The following is an 18,740-nucleotide window of genomic DNA, read 5'->3' as shown; positions in this document are numbered from 1 at the left end:
TTTTCCTAGGGTTGTTATTAGGCCGCACAGTCTGTGCGCAGAAAGACAGGGAGTGGCTGAGTGTTTGACCGCAATCGCATAATCGAAATGCACCTGCAAATTCTTGCAGAATTGGGCTGGCAGCTGCCGACCGGTGACGTGATCGATGAGATCGCCAACGGCGGCGTGTTGCTAGTGCGTCAAGCGGCGTACATTTGTGACGTGTCTGATGAGACCATCTATCGTTGGAACAAGGATGCGACCGACAAAGGGCAGCCCCTCGGCTGCAAAGGCGCGACTTGGCTGATCGGGACGGCTCGACTGCTGAACTATCTGGAGCGCCATCAGGGTGGAAGGCCAGAGCGCGTGAAAGCTGAGAACCGGCTGAAGCAACACTGGCCGATTTGGTCACAGGCTCGGGAACTGAGCCGGGCGGTCCACTGAATGCGCGCAGTACAGGTGGGTACGCTTCGCGATAACTTCGCCTACAGGCAGATCCCCGCAGCAGGTTTCCGCATGGCCGCCAGCCATCGCATCACCTCGTTACGGTTCGCAACCGTTACGGGGTAAGCTCGGGCCTCAATAACTTTGGCGGCTCCGGGGCTGATATCGTTCGTGGTAACTATTAGACCGGCGTCTGCCCTCTCATCGTGCACGTCGGCCCACAGCGCTTTTACGACGACTTTGCCGACCTTGCGCTTCTCCCGCTTGCATTGCACGATTAGGACAGGAGGCGTGCCAGGCTCGACATCGTTTTTCCAGGCGCGCACGTCAACGCTGCCATCGTCGCGACCGGGTCCGAGTTCTACTTTGTAGCCACTTCTCGCCAACCACTCTGCGGTGAGCCCTTCGAACTGACGCCAGTGTATCTCTTGCAAGAGTTCTGGCTTTCCCGATAAGTAATTGGCAAAGCGTTGATCGAAGAAGCCGGATCCCGCGATCGGGAGCTGTTCGCTTTCAAACAGGGCGGTTAGGGCAATCGAACTAGTCGTATGACGCGTGAAGTATGGTGACTGCGCCAACTCGACTTCCATGGCGGCTAGGAGGTCATCCATGATAACATTGCGGCGACCTCCGATAGCGTTTTCGAGGTCGGAGTTGAGGGCTGCGCGATCAAGTTTGCCCGTCTCGTTCCTCTGTCTGAGGTGATGAAGCGCGACCGCTTCGGTTTCGAGCATCTCGTCGATGCTGAACCTCGACCTCCATTCGGGCCCCAGCCTCTTCATAAGCCGCTGCCCAAGCGTAGGCATTCCCGGCTCGGCGGCTGCTCCCACCGCGAACAATAGATCGCCCACCGCGTCTGCGTACTCGTCGCTCGCGACGCGCATTAAATGGTCATCGCCAGCGAAAGCGGTCTGAAAGAAATGACCGTCGGTGAGGTGCTCGACAAGCTGCTGCCTGTCCAGCGCGAGACCAGAGCGCTCGCCTGCATCCTCACTCAGTTGCACGGCAAATGACGATGCCAGCATGAATATGTGTCCCATAGCTCACCGATACAGCGGGCGGCGCCGCAACGCCAGAACCATTGGTCGAGACGCCAGTCGCTTACGCTTAGGCGAGTTCAGCGAGTACGCGCCATATCTCGTCGTGCGCGGTCGAAAAAACGAACAAAATGTGGGACCCGCCACGGGAACAAGCTCCGGCTGTGGCGGGTCCCACGCCCCGCTTCTACGCAAATCAGGTGCAAACCAGTAGACTGGCCGTATGAAAAATCTATTTCGCAAAACTCAGACTCCGCAACTCGAAACCACCATCGCTTCGCTGTCCAAGCGCGGCGAGCAGCTGTCCGCCAAGCGCGTGGCGGCGCAGACGACGTTGAATATGGCTGTTAAGGCTCGCCAGCACGCGCTTCTGTCAGCCGACCTTGACGACCAGCACGCGCTCAACAACGTGCAGGCTGCCGCCGCTACGGCGGCTTCGGACTTGGCCGGCATCGACGATGCGCTCGCCGTCCTGGCGCAACAGAAGACAGAGGCTGAGCGCCAGCTTGCCGCCGAGCGCGAAGGCATTAAGCGCACGGCGGCAGCGGACAAGCTGGCTAAGCAGATCGCCTCCGTCGAAGCGGCGCTGCCGGGCTATCTTCAGCATTCGCGCGCGCTTGCAGAGGCCTTGGCCGAGATCGGCCACCACCATTTCGAGAGCGGCCAGATAGCGCGCTATGTCCAGAACGCCATGAGCGAGATCGAAGTCGCCGCGAATTTCGCGCTGCCGGACCTGAAAGGCATCTCTAAAGCGATCCGCGAGGGTCATCACGCTATACCGGGCGAACCCGTCACTACGTCCGAAGCTGTGGCCGACCCGAAACCGGAGACGCAGACCGTCTTCATGCTGCGCAGCGCGCACTATCTCGACTGCGAAGGCCACAAGAAGTTCGCAGGCCAATATGAGGACGCGATCCTGCCGCTGGCGACCGCTCAGCGCGCCCTTCGCGAACGTCTTGCCGCGCCCGTGACCGATCCGCGCCGCGCTCAGCTTCGTGGCGTGCGTGGTGGCGATTTCAGCCCTAATGCGCCTGATGTCGTTGACCTTGATGCTGCCAACAAGACGGTGCCGCAGATCGAACCCGATCCGGTGCTGCGCGAAGCTAACTTCACCGTCATCGACCGTAGCGCTGAAGCGTACACCGTTGAGATTGCGGTGCCGCGCACATGAAGCCCGCACCGCCTGGCTGGAAGCCTCATGAGATTGTCACGCGGATCGACGGCTGGGTCGTCGATCCCGAAAACGACAGCCGCATCCCGCCCGCTGTCGCCGCGATGATCGCCCGCGCAATGCCGCCGATTGGCAACAGCGCTGTTGCGGTCATTCGCGCGCGCATGCTGGCGCGACACAAGAAGGTTCTTGGTTATGTCTGACGAAGTGCCGGCTGAGAAAGGATCAGAAGCTTTTCTCGGCAAGGTGGCGGCCGCTGTCGAGGCTGGGCTTGAACCTGGCCACGGCAGCGGTCCCGACGCTGAACTGGATGATTACGACCGTTTGCTCGCGTCGTTTGGTCGTACATTCGACGAAGATGTTCGGATCGCCATTCACGAAGCGGGACACGCGGTCTGCGCGCGTGTGCTGGGCCACGCGGTCGGCGGTGTGACCGTTAACCCGGACCCGGTTCGCGGCTTCGAAGGCTTGTGCTGGGGCGTCGGACACGAAGAGGCGTTCGCGCAGGGCGGCGGCGATGCGTCTCACGTTCGGGATGCGCTCTGTTCGGTCATGCCGCAAGCGGGCGAGGATCGTCGTCCGGTTGCAGATGTGTTCGGCAATGTTTACTCGAAGTGCATCGAGTTCATGGCCGGTCGTGCGGCGGAACGCATGCTGCTCGATGAAGAGCCTGTCGTGCCTACGGATGATCTCCGCCAGGCGCGCGAGTTGGCTATGTTGATTTGCTCCAGCGAAGAGGCGATTGATGCCTTCATCGCGCATTGCGATTTGGCGGCGCGGGATTTGCTGATGCCTTACGGCTATGTCTTGATGTCGTTGTCCGTTATTCTGCGCATCAAGCGAACGTTGGATGGCGCAGAGATCGACCAGATCATTCGCGATATGGAGGCACAGAAGGCGCTGGCGGTTGAGCGTCGCCGTCGGGCTGAGTGGCGTGAGCGCGAGTTGGCGGCGAGCCGGTTTCGCGCAGAATGTGAACGCACTAGTGCCCTGTCGCTGTCCCGGCCGGCTTATGATCGGGTGGTTTAGTCAGCGATAGGCTTGATCGAAAGGCGTGGCGGACGTACCTGCGCCTGATGGTCTCGAAAGGCCCCGTGCGTAAAGTGCGGGGCCTTTTATATCTCATTAGCCCTCAGGAACACCGGCCAGCCGCATACCTTTGAGTAATCGTTCCCGCCCCGCGATGTATGCGGGATCATCGCTCGATGAGCCCGCGAGCATGCGCCGGATGGTAAAGCTCGGATCGATTGCAAGGCCGGCCTTTGCGGCGTTCAGCGCCTCAGCTTTAACGTCCATCAACGCGAAAGCGGCGGCCAACACAAAATGGGCGAGGGAAAAGTTCCGATTGCTTTCGATGCTTCGTCGAAGCCAGATTGCGGCTTCAGCATCTGCGCTGAGTTGAACTTTGGCTCTACCTACGCAATAGGTCCACCAATACACGCTCAGGTCACGCGGCGACAGCCGAAGCGCTTCCAGTATATGGCCTTCTGTGTCGCCAGCTTGCCCGGAAAACAGCTTGCCCAGACCTATAGCCGTATGAGCATCAGCCAGATTACGGTTGAGCAACAGCGCTTGCTGACATTCGGCAATGCCAGGGAGTGCGCGATTTGTGAGAACATAAGCCAAACCTAATGCTAAATGCGATTCCGCATATTCGGGCGCCAGTGCAAGCGCCTTAATTGCAGATGCTTCGGCTGCCAGTAGGCGCGTGGCTCTGTCGTCAGTTAGTAGGGCGGCTCCAGCAGCTAGATCAACGCTTGCCAAGCCAAGCAGTGCTCCCACACTTCGCTGGTTAATCGCTAGCGCACGCTCGAAAAGGTCGCGCGCCTGTGCCATACGCTTGGGCGTCGGCCCCTTGTAAAAGCAAGCGCGGCCCTGAAAGATTAGATCCGTTGCATCCGGATGCGGCGAGCGCTCCGCCCGCCGTGCCTCCGCCACAACGAGTTGTGCGCTTATTGCGTTCGCGAGCCTTGATACGATCTCGTCCTGCATGTCGAACAAATCGGCTACAGACTTGTCGAAGCGGTCAGCCCACAGATGATTGCTCGTTTCAGCGTCAACTAGCTTTACGTTTACGCGAACGCGGCTACCGCTACGTTGCACGGAGCCTTCGAGGACGTACCGGACTTTCAACTCGCGGCCAATCTTCCTGAGGTCGAGTGCTTTATTCTTGTAGGTGAATGCTGTGTGTCGGCCGATAACGAACGATCCGCCAATGCGCGATAGATCGGTGGTTAGGTTCTCGGTTACGCCGTCCGCGAAATAGTCCTGCTCCGGATCGCCGCTAAGATTGGCGAAAGGCAGTACAATGATTGAAAGGCGCGGTGGCGATAAAACACGCGATCTGATCGCGTCACGCGGCGCCTTCGGACTGTGCGCATCCAGAACGGCTGCGTACGCTCGGACCGGTCGGGCAATGTTTTTGAGGTTTTGCTCACCGAGGTCGATGAATTCAACGCGGACTTTTCCTTGGACCTGATCATAGGCGGAAGACGAGATGCAAATGCCGCCCGGCTCTGAGATGCTTTCAAGACGCGCAGCAATGTTGACGCCGTCGCCGAAGATGTCGTGAGGCTCGACGATTACGTCGCCGATGTTAATGCCCACGCGGAAGGCAATCCGCCTATCTTCCGCATCCCCCGCTGTAAGTTCGTGGATACGGGATTGAAACAGCAATGCAGCTCGCACCGCTTCAACGGCGCTTGGAAACTCTGCCAAGAACCCGTCTCCGGTGTTCTTCACGATACGGCCACCGTGCTCTGAGATCGCAGGCGCGACGCCGTCGGCAAGAAGACTCGCCAATTTTTCATGCGTCGCCTCTTCGTCGCTGTGCATGAGGCGCGAATAGCCAGCTACGTCGGCGGCCAATATCGCCGATAGCCTGCGCTCCATCCGACCTGGCTTCTCCTGCACCATGGCCCGCGATCCCAAGGACGCTCGATTGTACGACGGACGAGCCGCCCCGCCAACGGCCCTGACGACGATGCCTGCGAGGCTGCCGATCAGCTATCGGCCCGAGCTGGCCGTGCAACTCTAGGAACAGTCGGTATTTACCGGGCGTTAGCGCTCAAGCAAGAAGCCCGTTTGGTGTGTGACCTACGCAAGGAGACTTACCAGATGACCGACGAAAGCTCTGGTACGCCTACCGCTACACCCGAGCAGCGAATAGACCGGGCGTCAGAAGCAATCCGGCGGATGGCCGAAGACGACGCGTTGCAACATTTGCCGCAGCATGATCGGTGGCTGCATTATTTGACTGAAGCGACCCGGGCAGCTCCACTTCAATCGCTTGCTGTCGCGTTCTTGCTTGGTGCGTTCCTAGCTCGTCGATAGCTTCAAATCATTAAACGAGTTTTGCCGAGCGGCATTTATTCCGGCCGGTCAATGACCTTGCTCACATCAGGCTCATCAATCCCATCCGCGCGATTGCATTCGCAAGGCATGCCCGCGCCGCACTGACAGCCACCTGCCTCTGCCGTCCAAGGCAAGTGCGGATGGTTCTCGCAGACCCAGCCAAGGCCGAAGCAGATTGGACAGTTGGGTTTTGTCATTCTTGAGCTTTGTCAGGAAGGCCCAATTCCTTGCGGACCGCCGCAGCGGAGTTGCCGACTTTATCGACGGCCTTATGAAGCTCATCCTTCGAAACACCAAGTGCTTGGGTCCAATGCTTCACCTCGTACGGCTCGTGCATGTTGATCTTCGAGCGGTCAGGCTGCACGCGATTGGTTAGATTGTCCGGCATAGCCTCGTCCTTAAAATAGATGCGACCGAAATGATCAGGGTTCAAATGCGACCGTCATGGCAGTAACGTCGCCGCTATGATGCTAGTTCCTACTGGCGCCTTGACAGACCTTTGAACGAACTAGCCCGCAGAAGCCCTTCCGACGTGATGTCCCGGTACTCAACGTCCGCGTAGAACTTCGGCTCAACCCATGTTGCCTTCGGCTTCCTGATCGGCTTGGTCAGCTTGGACTTCGGACTGACAACCGTGTCGAGCTGCTTACGGATTTGGCTGGAGATCGTGCGGGACCAGCCGGTGCCGACTTTGCCCATGTAGACCAGCTCGCGACCTTCCTGCTTGCCGAGATACAGCGCGGCCACACCTGTCGGGTCCTTTACGAAGCCGATCACCGGGAATTTCTCGCGTTGAACGGCTTTTACCTTCAGCCAGCCGTCATTGCGATCCGAGCGGTAAGGCGCGTCGGATTTCTTCGATACAATGCCTTCGTACTTCAGCTTGGCCGCGTGCTCGAACAACTCGTGTCCGTCGCCTTCAAGATGCTCGCTGTACAACAGCGGAGGTTGGAGCGCGTACGCGTCGAATAAGCCGCGCAATATTGATTTGCGTTCGATCTGCGGTAGCCTCCGCAGGTCTTGTCCATCCAGCCACAGAAGATCGAAGGCGTAGTACAGCAACCGATCCTGTCTCCCTCTTGCAAGGTCGGCTTGCAGTTCGCTGAAGTTGGTTCGGCCTTCATGTAAGACGACGACTTCGCCGTCGATGATAGCCTGGCCGGGAATGTCGAAAGCCCTGGCGATGACTGCAAACCGCTTGGTCCAATCGAGCCCGTTGCGCGTGTATGCTTTGGCTCTCCCTTGGCTCAGGTGAAGCTGAACCCGATAGCCATCGTATTTAATCTCGTGGAGGTAGCCGGTCTTGGGCGCTTTGCTCCGGAGCATGGCGAGTTGCGGCTTGATAAAGCCGGGCATTTCGACCGCTTTAATACGCTTAACCATACTCAAACTCAAAACTAACATGAGACAATGACGCGCCAGTATAATGCAGCTTTACTGGTGATCCATGTTGGACAATGAATTTAATAAGCAGCGGGCCATTTTGATCCGCGATCTTGCTGAACGCGCAGATGATCCGTTTATTAAGCGGCGGCTGCTTGCTCTTGCCGCGCGGTACGAGGGGCCGGTTACTGCCAACGCTGTGACGCCTATGTCAATCGGCGGACAGCGAGCTTCTGGCAACGAGCGCGGCTGAGCAGGACCTTCTGTCAAAGCAAGCGCGGGTTGGTCCGGGGTTGTCCTCAAAGGCGGACATCGAAGATGCACAAGCGAACGTACGCTTTGGGCCCACAAGCGGACGCCGTCTCGTGTTGGGGATCGTGTACGTTAGCCCTCCCATTTCCGGAAATACAGATATGCTCGGCTAACCGATGATCCTATACGTCCGAGACGCCTAGTAATCGCGAACGATGTTTGTAAAGACTGAAAGTCGTGTAGCTGATGCTCAAAATGCAGATCGCGGCAAACAGAGCAGCTCCGACAAATGATCCTTGCATGAAAATGAAAAGTGCAATGCAGGCGAGTCCAGCTGAACCGCACAACAATGATGCAGCAAATTTCCTTACTGTGCGCCTTGGGACCGATGGCTTCCAGACCAAATCGTAGAGCGCTGCTGAAGCATAAAGACTGTCTTGCAATGATCCAGGCAGACGAGGACGAATTTCACCGACAACGTTGTGATGGAGACCCACTGCGAGCGCGATCAGGATAATTGCCAAGAACAACAACATTGTTCGCTCACTTGCGAGGCGCGCGGTCGAAATCGAAATTGTCCCCGCAGCGTCTGAGCCTTAGCACAGACGAGGCAATGATGCACGCTCTGCGAGTATTTGCTACTAATCCTTTATTGCGAACGCCGGTCAGTTTTGTGTGCAATCAACCGGACAAGAACATAGGCGTAGCAACGGCAGTCCACGCGCTCTAAAGGCGCCGTCCCAATGCTGAGCGCACGATTTGGTCAGCTTCGGGTCACAAGGCGACGACCGTGGCGCGGGATCACGCGACGGCTTTGCCTTCGGAAGCGGACATGCGCGCGCCCACTCGGCAGGACCTCTCCATTTTGCTGTCTTGACTCATCGTTCTTGTTTTGTTCTTATAGAGGCTCATCGTCAGTTCCAGAAGCAAAATATGCCCACACTCGAATTCGTCCGTTCGGAGATCGAGCGCATGCGCGTGCAAGTCAGCCGCCAGCGCAAGGAAATCCTTCAGCTCCAGAGAGCCGGCATCCCGACCGGCTCGGCTGAAGCGCTGTTGCAACGGATGCTCGACAAGATCGACGCCCTCTGTGCTGACCGAGACCGGATGAAGGCTGCGCTGCCGAAGCCGAAGGGCAAAGTTCTGGGAGGTCGGTCATGGTGAGCGAGCGTCCGCAGTGGTTCGATGATTGGGAAAATCCGCCGCCGTTTGTCAGAGCGCTAAACGAAGTTCGCCAGCTCTCAACCCGCGAAGGTTGGTGCTATCACCACGTTCAGGCGATCCAGGTTGCCATCGATCAATACGCCGAAGCCGCTCTGGGCAATCGCGAGCTTGTTTTAATCGGCCTTACAGCATCCGGGTCCGACCAGGAAGGAATGTGCTTCCTAATTTGGTGGCGCTCTGCTCCTAGATGTTGGCGTCTCTTGTCAGCCCAACTTCGTGGAAATTTCTCTTGATAGCGTGCGAGCGACGCCCCTCGAACAGTGTCCCGTTCAGTACCTGCGCGCTCACGCCGATCTCATACAAGAGCAGATAGTGATACAGCGTCGCCAGAGCCTCGCTGAGCTGTTGCAGTCTACCTACGAAGTCGCTGTATGAGCCATCATCTTTGTTGGCTCCGAAGTGTGAGACGGCATTTCGCTTGTCGGCACATTCGTTCGCGAAACGCTTAACTGAGGCCGTGTCAAATCCTATTGGCAAGTTACCAATGATGCTCGCGATCCGGTCGCCAAGAGAGGGCTCATGCGCATAGCGTAGCCTGCGACGGAGCCACTTGTTGTCCGCAGGGTCGTCGATCCTTGCGAGTATCCTGGCGATCTTTTTCGCTAGAGCTTCCGAAGGAACGTCAGCATTGCGCTTTCGGTGAAACGCCTCGATACCCCATATCAAATTGACGAACTGATGTTCGGAGTACAGCTTCTTGCCGCGCCGTGTACCTAGATATAGATACGCACCAGCGCCAACTTCCTCTTGAAGGGCGGTCCACTTGCGCCAGATCGAACCGAAATCCTGCTGAAGTTCAGGAAACCTCGTCCAGCATTCGTCTCGCTTGATGGGCTTAGTGGCATGGTTCTCGCGCCAAAAATACCATGAATATTCATTGCTCAACCCATCGAGCGATACCTTCGGCCAATCAAGGATTAGCTCCGATCCCGTAAGGAGGATGAAGAGGTCGCCAATACGGCAGTAGATTTCTTGCTGCTCTTCGAGTTGCTTTGGCAGCAGCGATTTGAATTTGAGTGATGCACGCTCGCGCAGCGAGAGTTCGTGGCGCTTGAAGTGTTCGAAGGGCCCAAAAGGGCCGACCAGGTCAAAGACTACGCTTAGCGTTTCGTCTCCAAGTTCGTAAGTCGCGCTCTTCGGCCGTTCGTAGCGCGCGAAAACATTCTGCCCGTCGCGCTCAAATGATATCGAGCCAAGTTCCAGCCAACCAGCAAGTATCTCAAGATCGATCTTCAGCGAATGAATGACCGGTGACAGGGCAGTTGCGAATGCTTCTGATCCAACAAGAGCATCAAACGCGATGAAATTTTGCCTCCACGGTCCGTGCGAATGAAATCCACCGCCGTTGTGTATGATATCGGCTAGCAATACATGCTGCCCGGTCGATGTAAGCACTCCTTGAATATATTTGCCGGGAACTGATGTGCCATGACCGATGAACACTTTGTCAAACGGGCTTCCCTGTCCAGGCAGTTGACCATCGAGTTCGAGGTCCGTTCGTCCGTTGGGGTCGATTGTGATGAGCCCAGTCACGGAGGCTTCGGGGGCAAATTGGCCAGCGGGCACGGCTTGCTCGTGCCACCAAAAGCGACCGCGTTCTTGTAAAATAGTCATCTGAAGCACCAGCCCTAGAGCTTTCGCATATCCCGACCGTGTCAAGCCTTCTCGGAAGCACGCCAAAACAACACGTCGAGATGTATGCGGTGGATCAGCTCTCGCTCAGCAACGCGCGCCGCGACTTCTTGATAGCGTGCGCTGTCTTCGCGCGTAAGATGAATGACGCCTTTCCACCGCGGTAGCTCGCGACCTTCACGGCGCTTTCGAAGTTGTTTGGCGGCAAAGCTATCCATCGGTATTTCGAGAAGGCGCTCGATGCGATGGAGGCCATAAGCGCGCCTGAGGTAATAGTTGTAGGTTACGTTTCGGAGATAGATGTTTAGAAACTTGCGTGCAGCGCCCCAACGATCTTGCGGAAGGAGCCTTGCAAGTGAGGCGGTCGCGCGATTAAGAACCCGATGGAAAGTCGCCGGGTTACTGAAGCGTCCGAGGCTGAGCCGGTCAAGGAAGGTCCTGATGCGCTCGATGTCGCCCTTTCGTATCATGTTGCGAGCGACCGACGGCCCGACCGCGCTGATCGCATAGTGATGGCGTATTGATTTGACAAGTTTGTCGTTATTCATTGGTCTCACCAATCATAGAAGCTAAGAATGACTCCTGGCGGACTTGGGCGTCCGGCACGGTTTGTGGATTGGTGTGTGGACGGTTCTCCTACACTCGCGTACACGCACGCTATCAGGCGGACGGGGGTCGGCGAGGCACCTTTCCGGGTATGCCAACGCGAGGATCGGTAAGTTTCGTGCCTCGCGCCAGCGCTCGCCTCCACGCTTCAATGCGCTCTTCGGTTTTGTCGCACTCGATAAGTTGAGCATCGAGCATTCGAAAATAGTGTGCGCCTTTTGCAACTGCCGATGGATTGTTTTGATCGATCAGCGGCGCGATCTTTGTTTTCAATTCCCTGATCCAGCTTCGAATGTTGTTCAAGGAGCCGATCTGCTTGTCCGCATCGAATTGATCGTTGATCAGAAATCTCTGGTTTAACCGCTTGAATGGGAAGATCGCTGTCAAGTTCCCGTCGGACGCCACCATTCTCTCAAACATCTTCTTGACACAAGCGTCACCGTGCTCGGCAACATAACGCACCACCGCGCCATCGACTTCAATAAATGGCGTGGACGCTTCCTTCGTATCGATCTTGAAGATCGACACACCTTTCTCGCGTTCAATGGCGGTTTGGTAACCCGACCCAACAAACTGGTTGCCGCTGTGAAAAATGGGGCCACGTCCGATTGATCCACGGCACAGGATGCCTTTCGCGAGTAACGAGAAGCATGCCTGCCAGCAATGTTCGACCAGACTTATTACGCCGGCCGGTGAAATCTCTGTAGAGACGAGAACGCTGTCCGATAGCTGCGTGATCTGAAAATCTACGTCTGGCGCAATCTTGGCGGACTGTGGACAGATCGAGGGTCCGCGCCGTCGATATCGGTCTCGAATTTCATCTGATCCAAGGTCGTTGGTGGCACTCAGGATTACTTCGAGCGGAAGGCCGTGACCTTTCTCCGCTTCCAGCACCATATTTTTGAAGCCTAGAATGTCCACGAAGCCGATGAACTTCTCGACAAAGGAAGGCTTCATAGCCATGTCATCAGCGCTCATTTTCCCGTACATCCCGAAGTTCTAAGCCCCGAGCAATCGCCTAAATCACCATTCTCGCGGCGTGCCCGATCAGCCGTTACACCCTACGAATAAGACTCTTGATCCAGATCATGGAGTTCTCGATTGCCCAATTGGTCTGGTGATCGGTTAGCCTCGGCATGGGTGCGGACCCGGGACCGTGTCCAAACGGATTGCGGACCTTCGTAAAGAAATGCTTCAGCGCCTCCATCTCCCAGACCTCAATGAGTTTTGCGCTCATCAGGTTGTCGATGTAGTGGTGAGCACCTTTCTCCCTGCCAGTGGTCAGCTGTTTTTCGCTCGAGATAATCTTGATAGTGCTTTCCAAGGATCGGGCAGCATAGAAGGCCGGGTCGCGCCCGTCGGTGTCGCGCAGATCAATAGCCTCCTTGATATCGGTATCGACGTTCTTCCATTTGGAGGCAGATACAAGTTCCCAGAATGGCGTATCAATCTCCGCTTGCATCCGATCATCGCCTGCACGTTGAACGAAGCCGTTGTGGTAGTGGAGATTGCATTCGGCTTGCCGCAACCGAGCATTCAATTCCATCACGGCTTGATGGAAGTCTTTATTCGTTTTCTCGTTCTTCACTCGAATACTGTCGGCATAATTTCCGGGGAAGCGAGGCTTTCCACTGCGAGTGGCTCTGGTGCCAAAGAAGTCTTCCGCTTGCTTTATCGCTGCGGGTAGATTGGCATTGTTGGTGGCAATACGCTCTTCCACGAGTCGAAAAGCAAGCTCAATAAAGCTCACGCGTTCTTTCACAAATCTGTCGGCGGAGACATTCCCCCCAAAGTCGCTCAAGAACCACGTTTCGCAAACGTGGTTCATCTCCCATGATCCATGATAGTGGTGTGGTTGGCCGTTCCACGTTCCCATGAAGTTGTAGGTCAGTGGCGAAAGCGAGGCTTGCCCTAACTCCATTGATAGTCTGCTCTGAAGGTCGAACCACAACGTCTTATTGTCTTCGCTAAATGGGCAGGCTTGCTCGGAGAACAATCGGTACGTCTGAACCAAAAGCCGTCGCTCAGTCTCGGTGAACTTGGTCCACAAAGGCGTCAGCTTGTAACGCTCGGCAAAAATGTCGGTCAGCACCGCGCAGAACCCCAAATTTTCTAGCCAACGGAATGGTCTACACGCGGAAGGCCACGAGCATCCTTCACCGCAGGTTTTTGGTACCTACGTCAGATCGGCCGCCATCGCGCAAACATCAGCAAAGGGTTTCACTCTTTCGGCTTTTCGTAGAGATCAATATCGTTGATTGCGTCCTGGATGAGATCGCGCAAGGCGATCAACGTATCGCGTGCGCGGAGAGCTGAACGGCCAGCCATGTACGGACCAGCGGGTGGCAAATCGTCTGTCGCTGCCGGTGCGACGCTACTTCCTGTCTGGCTGGTGCTGATTTCGGCAATGCGGCCACCGTTCACGCCGAAATAGGCGGCGATGTCGTGCTGTCGATCTCCACGAAGCAGCATTCCTTTTACAGTAGCGATCTCTCCTTCACTCAGTGCCATGTGGCGCACTCCTTTCTTGCGAATCGGGAGTACTCACGGTGACACAATGCAGGGTGGTAAATCGCGGGATGGTGGCTTCTCTCCCGGCTATTCACAGCCTGCCGCAACGCCCAGATTGCATCCCGGGCGTGGGGCCTTACTCCGAGGCTTCGGTAGTTGGCAGCCATGCTGACACAGACGGAACCGCCGAAGCTGTTCGAGACACTCTAGGGACACCGCATTTGGAAATTTGACACAAGTAATTGATTTCATACTATAAAACTGGCTTGCGAACGGCGCGCACCTCTCCCACAAGGGGAGAGGCGAAGCGGCGCAAGTCCGACGATCGTTACTCAATCTCAGCCATCCGCATGCAGCACACGCCCGCGGGTTTCCGGCAGCGCGTAGGCGGCAATGAAGAACACGCCGTAGGCCGCCACCGCGAAGATCGCGATCGCGTTGGCGAGCGTGGTCGTGGTCGACAGCGCGCCGACCAGGAACGGGAACAGCGCGCCGATGCCGCGGCCGAAATTGTAGCAGAAGCCCTGGCCGGAGCCACGCAGCCGGGTCGGATACAGTTCGGTCAGGAATGCGCCCATGCCGGAGAAATAGCCCGAGGCAAAGAAGCCGAGCGGGAAGCCCAGCACCCACAGCACCTCGTTGGACAGCGGCAGCTGGGTGTAGAGCAGCACCACTGCGATCGCGCCGATCGAGAAGATCAGGAACAGATTGCGCCGGCCGATCCGGTCGGCGAGCCAGGCGCCAACGAGATAACCGATGAAGGAGCCGATGATCAGCGTCGCGAGATAACCGGTCGAGCCGACCACCGAGAGCTTGCGCTCGGTGGTGAGGAAGCGCGGTACCCAGAAGGTGATGGCGTAATAGCCGCCCTGCATGCCGGTGCCGACCAGGGAGGCCAGCAGCGTGGTCTTCAGGATCGGTCCGTGGAAGATCTCCCACAACGCGGCAGGGCCGCTGCCCGAGGCCTGCGCCTGCGCCATGGTCGCGGCGGAGATTTCCGGCTCGGTGACGTAGCGGCGCAGATAGAACACGAGCAGCGCCGGCAGCGCGCCGATCACGAACATCCAGCGCCAGGCGTTCTCCGCCGGCAGCACCGAGAACAGGATCGCCTGCGCCAGCACCGCAAGGCCCCAGCCGACCGCCCAGCCCGACTGCACCGAGCCGACCGCGCGTCCGCGGTATTGCGGGCGGATCGCTTCGCCGATCAGCACGGCGCCGGCCGCCCATTCGCCGCCGAAGCCGAGCCCGAGCAGCGCGCGGGCGATCAGGAGCTGATCGAAATTCTGCACCAATGCGCAGACCAGCGAGAAGAACGAGAACCAGATGATGGTGAGCTGCAGCGTCTTCACCCGCCCGATCCGGTCGGACAGATAGCCGCCGAGCCAGCCGCCGACGGCCGAGGCCAGCAGCGTCACCGTGCCCGCGAGGCCTGCCGTGCCGGGGTCGACCTTCCACAGCGTGATGATGGTGCCGATCACGAGCGGATAGATCATGAAATCCATGCCGTCGAGCGTCCAGCCCGACGCGCAGGCCCAGAACGTGCGCCGCTCCTGCAGGTTCATGTCGCGATAGAAGGCGAGGAGGCTGGTGTCCTCGATCTCTGCGACTTCCATCGACTTGGATTCGGCCGTGCTCATGCGCGTTCCCCGGAGAAATCTTTCACCGGCTGTTTGCGATCCGCGGCCGGAGGTGCGCGGACCGCCAATCTATCGCGATGTCGCAGGCTGGGCAAAGCCGCGTTTGCCACTTCTAGGTCTTTAGTTTGAGCATGATCTTTTAGGAAAACCGCTACGCACTTTTCCGGATCAAGCTCTAGTACCCCGCGGCCTCCGAGCCGCGCGTGCGCGGATCCGGCGCGCCGAGCAGACCGTTGGTCGTGACGAGGATCGAGTTCGCGGAGGAGTAGCCGAGCGGCTCGACCAGCTTGTGGCCCTTGGCCTTCAGCTCGGTCAGCACCGCGTCGGGAAAACCGCGCTCGATCCGGACCTCGTCGGGCAGCCATTGGTGGTGCATGCGGGGCGCGGCGACCGCGGCCGCGATGTCCATCTTGTAGTCGATCACGTCGACGATGATCTGCGTGACCGCGGAGATGATGCGGCTGCCGCCGGGCGAGCCCGTCACCAGCACCGGCTTGCCGTCCTTCAGCACGATGGTCGGCGACATCGACGACAGCGGTCGCTTGCCGGGTCCCGGCAGATTGGCCTCGAAGCCGACCAGGCCGAAAGCGTTGGAGGCGCCGGGCGCGGCGGTGAAATCGTCGAGCTCGTTGTTGAGCAGCACGCCGGTGCCATCGGCGACGAGGCCGACGCCGTAGGGGAAGTTCAGCGTATAGGTGTTGCTGACCGCGTTGCCGCCGGCATCGACGACCGAATAATGCGTGGTGTTGTCGCCCTCGTGCGGTTGCTTGGCGTTGCGCACATCGGTCCAGGGCGTGGCGCGGGGAAGATCGATGGTCGCGCGCTGTTTGGCGGCATAGTCCTTGTTGATCAGCAATTGCGTCGGCGCGTCGACGAAGGCGGGATCGCCGAGATAGCGCGCGCGATCGGCATAAGCCCGCTTCATCGCCTCGATCATCACATGCAGCGAGGCGGCCGAGCCCTGCTTCATGTCGGACATCGGAAAGCCTTCGAGGATGTTGAGGATCTCCAGCAGCACGACGCCGCCGGAGGACGGTTGCGGCATCGAGACGATGTCGTAGCCGCGATAGCTGCCGCGGATCGGCGTGCGGATCACCGGCTGGTAGGATTTCAGATCCTCGAGCGTGAAGATGCCGCCGGCATTCTTGATGCCGTTGACGAGCTTCTCGGCGACGGCGCCTTGGTAGAAGCCGCGCGGGCCCTGTTCGGCAATATCAGTCAATACGCCGGCGAGGTCGCCCTGGATCAGCCGGTCGCCCTCGCGCAGCGGCGTGCCGTCGGCGTGCGAGAATGTTTTGGCCGAATTCGGCCAGCGCGACATGCGGCGATACATGTCGTTCAGCGTGTCCGATGTGTCGTCGGTGACGATGAAGCCGTCACGCGCGAGATCGATCGCGGGCTTGAGGATCTGCGCCAGCGTGAATTTGCCGGAGCCGTATTTCTCGAGCGCCAGCGCAAGGCCCGCGACCGTGCCGGGCACGCCGATCGCGAGCGCGGAGTTGCGCGACTTGTCGGGATCGGGCTTGCCGTCGGCGTTCAGGAACATGTCGCGGGTAGCGGCCTGCGGCGCAGTCTCGCGATAGTCGATCGCGACATCCTCATTACGTCCGGCAAGATGGATCACCATGAAACCGCCGCCGCCGATATTGCCGGCGCGCGGATAGGTCACTGCCATCGCAAAGCCGGTGGCGACCGCGGCGTCGACCGCATTGCCGCCCTGTCGCAGGATGTCGGCGCCAATTTGCGCGGCCAGCCTCTCCTGCGCCACCACCATGCCGTTTTCGGCGCGAATGCTGCGAATCGTGTCCGCGGCTGAAGGTTCATAGAAGCGGCGTTGGACCTGGCCGAGGGCCGGCGTCGCGATACCGATCACCAGGAGAGCGGCAAACAGCCGTCGCGACATCGTTGCCGTCAGCGCCATCGAAATGTCCTGCCCTGTTCATCGCCGTATCGGTCAAACCGGCCCATGCTATATGGGAGCGGATCGGAGCGGCAAAAGCCTGCCTTTGGTTCGAGTTGGGGAATATCTTTCGCGATGACGGCAACAATGCAGACGGACGCCGGTGACGCGAAGGCCACCACCAAGGTCTATCCTGGCCGCGCCGCCGTCATCAGCTGGATCTTCTTCGATTGGGCCGCGCAGCCTTATTTCACGCTGATCACGACCTTCGTGTTCGCGCCTTATTTCGCGAGCTTCGTCGCGCCTGATGCCGCGAGCGGCCAGGCGCTGTGGGGTTTTGCCACTGCGGCCGCGGGGCTTGCGATCGCGCTGCTGTCGCCGGTGCTAGGTGCAATCGCCGATGCCAGCGGTCGGCGCAAGCCGTGGATCGCGGGCTTCGGCGCGCTGCTCGTGATCGGCGCCAGCGCAATGTGGATCGGCAAGCCCGGCAATCCCGGCATCATCCCGGCGCTGCTGCTCGCCTATGCGATTGCGAGCGTCGGCGTCGAGTTCGCGACCGTGTTCAACAATGCGATGATGCCGACCCTGGTGCCGCCCGACAGGATCGGGCGGCTGTCAGGCACCGGCTGGGCCACCGGGTATGTCGGGGGCATCCTGAGTCTTGTTCTCGTGCTCGGCTTCCTCGCTGCCAATGCCGAGACCGGCCGCACGCTGTTCGGCTTCACGCCGCTGTTCGGTCTCGATCCCGCCATGCATGAAGGCGACCGCATCACCGGTCCGCTGACCGGGCTCTGGTTCATCATCTTCGTGACGCCGATGTTCCTGTTCACGCCGGACTATCCGGCGAAGCGCCCGATGCGCGCGGCGCTCGGCGAAGGCCTGCGCGAGCTCAAGGAATCGTTGTCGAGCCTGCCGAAGCAGAAGTCACTGGCGCGCTTCCTGCTGGCGAACATGATCTACACCGACGGGCTGGTCTCGCTGTTTGCGTTCGGCGGCATCTATGCCGCCGGCACGTTCGGCTGGGACACGATCCGGATCGGCACCTTCGGCATCATCCTCGCGGTGGCCGGCACGTTCGGCGGCTGGATCGGCGGCAAGCTCGATGATGCATTCGGACCGAAGCGCGTGATCACCGGCAGCCTCGTGATCCTGCTGTTTGCGATCGTCGTGATCCTCACCGTAAACAAGGATTCCATCCTGTTCATCCAGGTCGCGCCGCCGGTGCCTGGCGGTCCGTTGTTCGCGGGCGCCGCCGAGCGCGCCTACATCGTGCTGGGCTGCCTGATCGGCGCCACCGGTGCGCCGCTGCAGGCCGCCTCGCGCTCGCTCCTGATCCGCCTCGCGCCGAAGGACCGCATCGCGCAGTATTTTGGCTTGTTCGCGCTCACCGGCAAGGTGACGTCGTTCATCGGCCCGCTCCTGATCGGCGCGATCACCGCGGCGACCGCGAGCCAGAAGGCCGGCATGGCGGTGCTGGTGGCGTTCTTCGTGGCGGGACTGGCGCTGCTGGCGAAGGTGCGGGAATAACAACCGCCGTCGTCCCGGCCAAGCGAAGCGCGAGCCGGGACCCATAACCACCGCTGCTCATGTTGTGCGGCGCTGGAGCCCCA

At 59.0% G+C, this 18,740-nt stretch carries 19 protein-coding genes; 8 read left to right on the top strand and 11 right to left on the bottom strand.

Features of this window, described 5'->3' with window-relative positions:
• Window positions 1–60: 60 nt before the first annotated feature.
• A complete protein-coding gene (locus tag J6525_RS04420; RefSeq protein ID WP_225642351.1) occupies window positions 61–423 on the top strand; it encodes a hypothetical protein in 363 nt (120 codons plus the stop codon).
• A 41-nt stretch (window positions 424–464) separates the two neighbouring features.
• Here the strand turns inward: J6525_RS04420 and J6525_RS04415 are convergent, their stop codons facing one another.
• Window positions 465–1,448: a restriction endonuclease gene (locus J6525_RS04415; protein ID WP_225642349.1), complete on the bottom strand. Its 984-nt coding sequence runs from the start codon at window positions 1,446–1,448 to the stop codon at window positions 465–467.
• A 235-nt stretch (window positions 1,449–1,683) separates the two neighbouring features.
• On the opposite strand from J6525_RS04415, the gene J6525_RS04410 reads away from it, so the two are divergent.
• Genes J6525_RS04410 through J6525_RS04400 form a run of 3 tightly spaced genes read left to right on the top strand, consistent with a single transcriptional unit; the run spans window position 1,684 to window position 3,660 of the window.
• Window positions 1,684–2,631, top strand: coding sequence for a hypothetical protein (locus J6525_RS04410; protein ID WP_225642347.1), 948 nt, complete (start codon window positions 1,684–1,686; stop codon window positions 2,629–2,631).
• A complete protein-coding gene (locus J6525_RS04405) occupies window positions 2,628–2,834 on the top strand; it encodes a hypothetical protein (protein WP_225642345.1) in 207 nt (68 codons plus the stop codon). The genes J6525_RS04410 and J6525_RS04405 overlap by 4 nt, the downstream gene beginning before the upstream one ends.
• Entirely contained in the window at window positions 2,827–3,660 is an 834-nt protein-coding gene (locus J6525_RS04400) for an ATP-dependent metallopeptidase FtsH/Yme1/Tma family protein (protein WP_225642343.1), read from the top strand. Before J6525_RS04405 ends, J6525_RS04400 begins: the two co-directional genes overlap by 8 nt.
• Before the next feature lie 96 nt (window positions 3,661–3,756).
• On the opposite strand, the gene J6525_RS04395 is transcribed toward J6525_RS04400, so the two are convergent.
• A complete protein-coding gene (locus tag J6525_RS04395) occupies window positions 3,757–5,547 on the bottom strand; it encodes an adenylate/guanylate cyclase domain-containing protein (protein WP_225642341.1) in 1,791 nt (596 codons plus the stop codon).
• A gap of 201 nt (window positions 5,548–5,748) precedes the next feature.
• On the opposite strand from J6525_RS04395, the gene J6525_RS04390 reads away from it, so the two are divergent.
• The gene (locus J6525_RS04390; protein ID WP_225642339.1) at window positions 5,749–5,964 is read left to right on the top strand and encodes a hypothetical protein; all 216 of its coding nucleotides are present in this window, start codon (window positions 5,749–5,751) and stop codon (window positions 5,962–5,964) included.
• A 214-nt stretch (window positions 5,965–6,178) separates the two neighbouring features.
• Here J6525_RS04390 and J6525_RS04385 read toward each other — a convergent pair whose 3' ends face one another.
• Window positions 6,179–6,373 carry a DUF3606 domain-containing protein gene (locus J6525_RS04385; RefSeq protein ID WP_225642337.1) on the bottom strand — a complete coding sequence of 65 codons (195 nt, stop codon included), beginning with the start codon at window positions 6,371–6,373 and terminating at the stop codon, window positions 6,179–6,181.
• A gap of 89 nt (window positions 6,374–6,462) precedes the next feature.
• Window positions 6,463–7,368: a non-homologous end-joining DNA ligase gene (gene ligD / locus J6525_RS04380; RefSeq protein ID WP_225642335.1), complete on the bottom strand. Its 906-nt coding sequence runs from the start codon at window positions 7,366–7,368 to the stop codon at window positions 6,463–6,465.
• Between the two features lie 67 nt (window positions 7,369–7,435).
• Between ligD and J6525_RS04375 the strand changes: the two genes are divergently transcribed.
• On the top strand, window positions 7,436–7,621 hold the full coding sequence (locus J6525_RS04375) for a hypothetical protein (RefSeq protein ID WP_225642333.1): 186 nt from the start codon (window positions 7,436–7,438) through the stop codon (window positions 7,619–7,621).
• Between the two features lie 971 nt (window positions 7,622–8,592).
• Window positions 8,593–8,784, top strand: coding sequence for a hypothetical protein (locus J6525_RS04370; RefSeq protein WP_225642331.1), 192 nt, complete (start codon window positions 8,593–8,595; stop codon window positions 8,782–8,784).
• 243 nt (window positions 8,785–9,027) lie between these two features.
• Here J6525_RS04370 and J6525_RS04360 read toward each other — a convergent pair whose 3' ends face one another.
• From J6525_RS04360 to ggt, 7 genes are all read right to left on the bottom strand, one after another.
• Window positions 9,028–10,458, bottom strand: a complete 1,431-nt coding sequence (locus tag J6525_RS04360; protein WP_225642329.1) for a HEPN domain-containing protein — start codon at window positions 10,456–10,458, stop codon at window positions 9,028–9,030.
• 41 nt (window positions 10,459–10,499) lie between these two features.
• A complete protein-coding gene (locus J6525_RS04355; RefSeq protein WP_225642327.1) occupies window positions 10,500–11,024 on the bottom strand; it encodes a hypothetical protein in 525 nt (174 codons plus the stop codon).
• A gap of 112 nt (window positions 11,025–11,136) precedes the next feature.
• A complete protein-coding gene (locus J6525_RS04350) occupies window positions 11,137–12,060 on the bottom strand; it encodes a hypothetical protein (RefSeq protein WP_225642325.1) in 924 nt (307 codons plus the stop codon).
• 76 nt (window positions 12,061–12,136) lie between these two features.
• A complete protein-coding gene (locus J6525_RS04345) occupies window positions 12,137–13,174 on the bottom strand; it encodes an AbiJ-NTD4 domain-containing protein (protein WP_225642323.1) in 1,038 nt (345 codons plus the stop codon).
• Window positions 13,175–13,302: 128 nt separating this feature from the next.
• On the bottom strand, window positions 13,303–13,593 hold the full coding sequence (locus tag J6525_RS04340; RefSeq protein WP_225642321.1) for a hypothetical protein: 291 nt from the start codon (window positions 13,591–13,593) through the stop codon (window positions 13,303–13,305).
• Window positions 13,594–13,931: 338 nt separating this feature from the next.
• Window positions 13,932–15,230, bottom strand: a complete 1,299-nt coding sequence (locus tag J6525_RS04335; RefSeq protein WP_057021337.1) for an MFS transporter — start codon at window positions 15,228–15,230, stop codon at window positions 13,932–13,934.
• 175 nt (window positions 15,231–15,405) lie between these two features.
• Window positions 15,406–17,151 carry a gamma-glutamyltransferase gene (gene ggt / locus J6525_RS04330; protein WP_225642320.1) on the bottom strand — a complete coding sequence of 582 codons (1,746 nt, stop codon included), beginning with the start codon at window positions 17,149–17,151 and terminating at the stop codon, window positions 15,406–15,408.
• A 126-nt stretch (window positions 17,152–17,277) separates the two neighbouring features.
• On the opposite strand from ggt, the gene J6525_RS04325 reads away from it, so the two are divergent.
• On the top strand, window positions 17,278–18,657 hold the full coding sequence (locus J6525_RS04325) for an MFS transporter (protein ID WP_225642318.1): 1,380 nt from the start codon (window positions 17,278–17,280) through the stop codon (window positions 18,655–18,657).
• The last annotated feature ends 83 nt before the right edge of the window (window positions 18,658–18,740 follow it).

The sequence above is a fragment of the Bradyrhizobium australafricanum genome, from assembly GCF_020329495.1.
Taxonomy (GTDB): domain Bacteria; phylum Pseudomonadota; class Alphaproteobacteria; order Rhizobiales; family Xanthobacteraceae; genus Bradyrhizobium; species Bradyrhizobium australafricanum.
The sequence above is the reverse complement of the archived record's forward strand: the minus strand, read 5'-3'. Positions and strand labels throughout refer to the sequence as shown.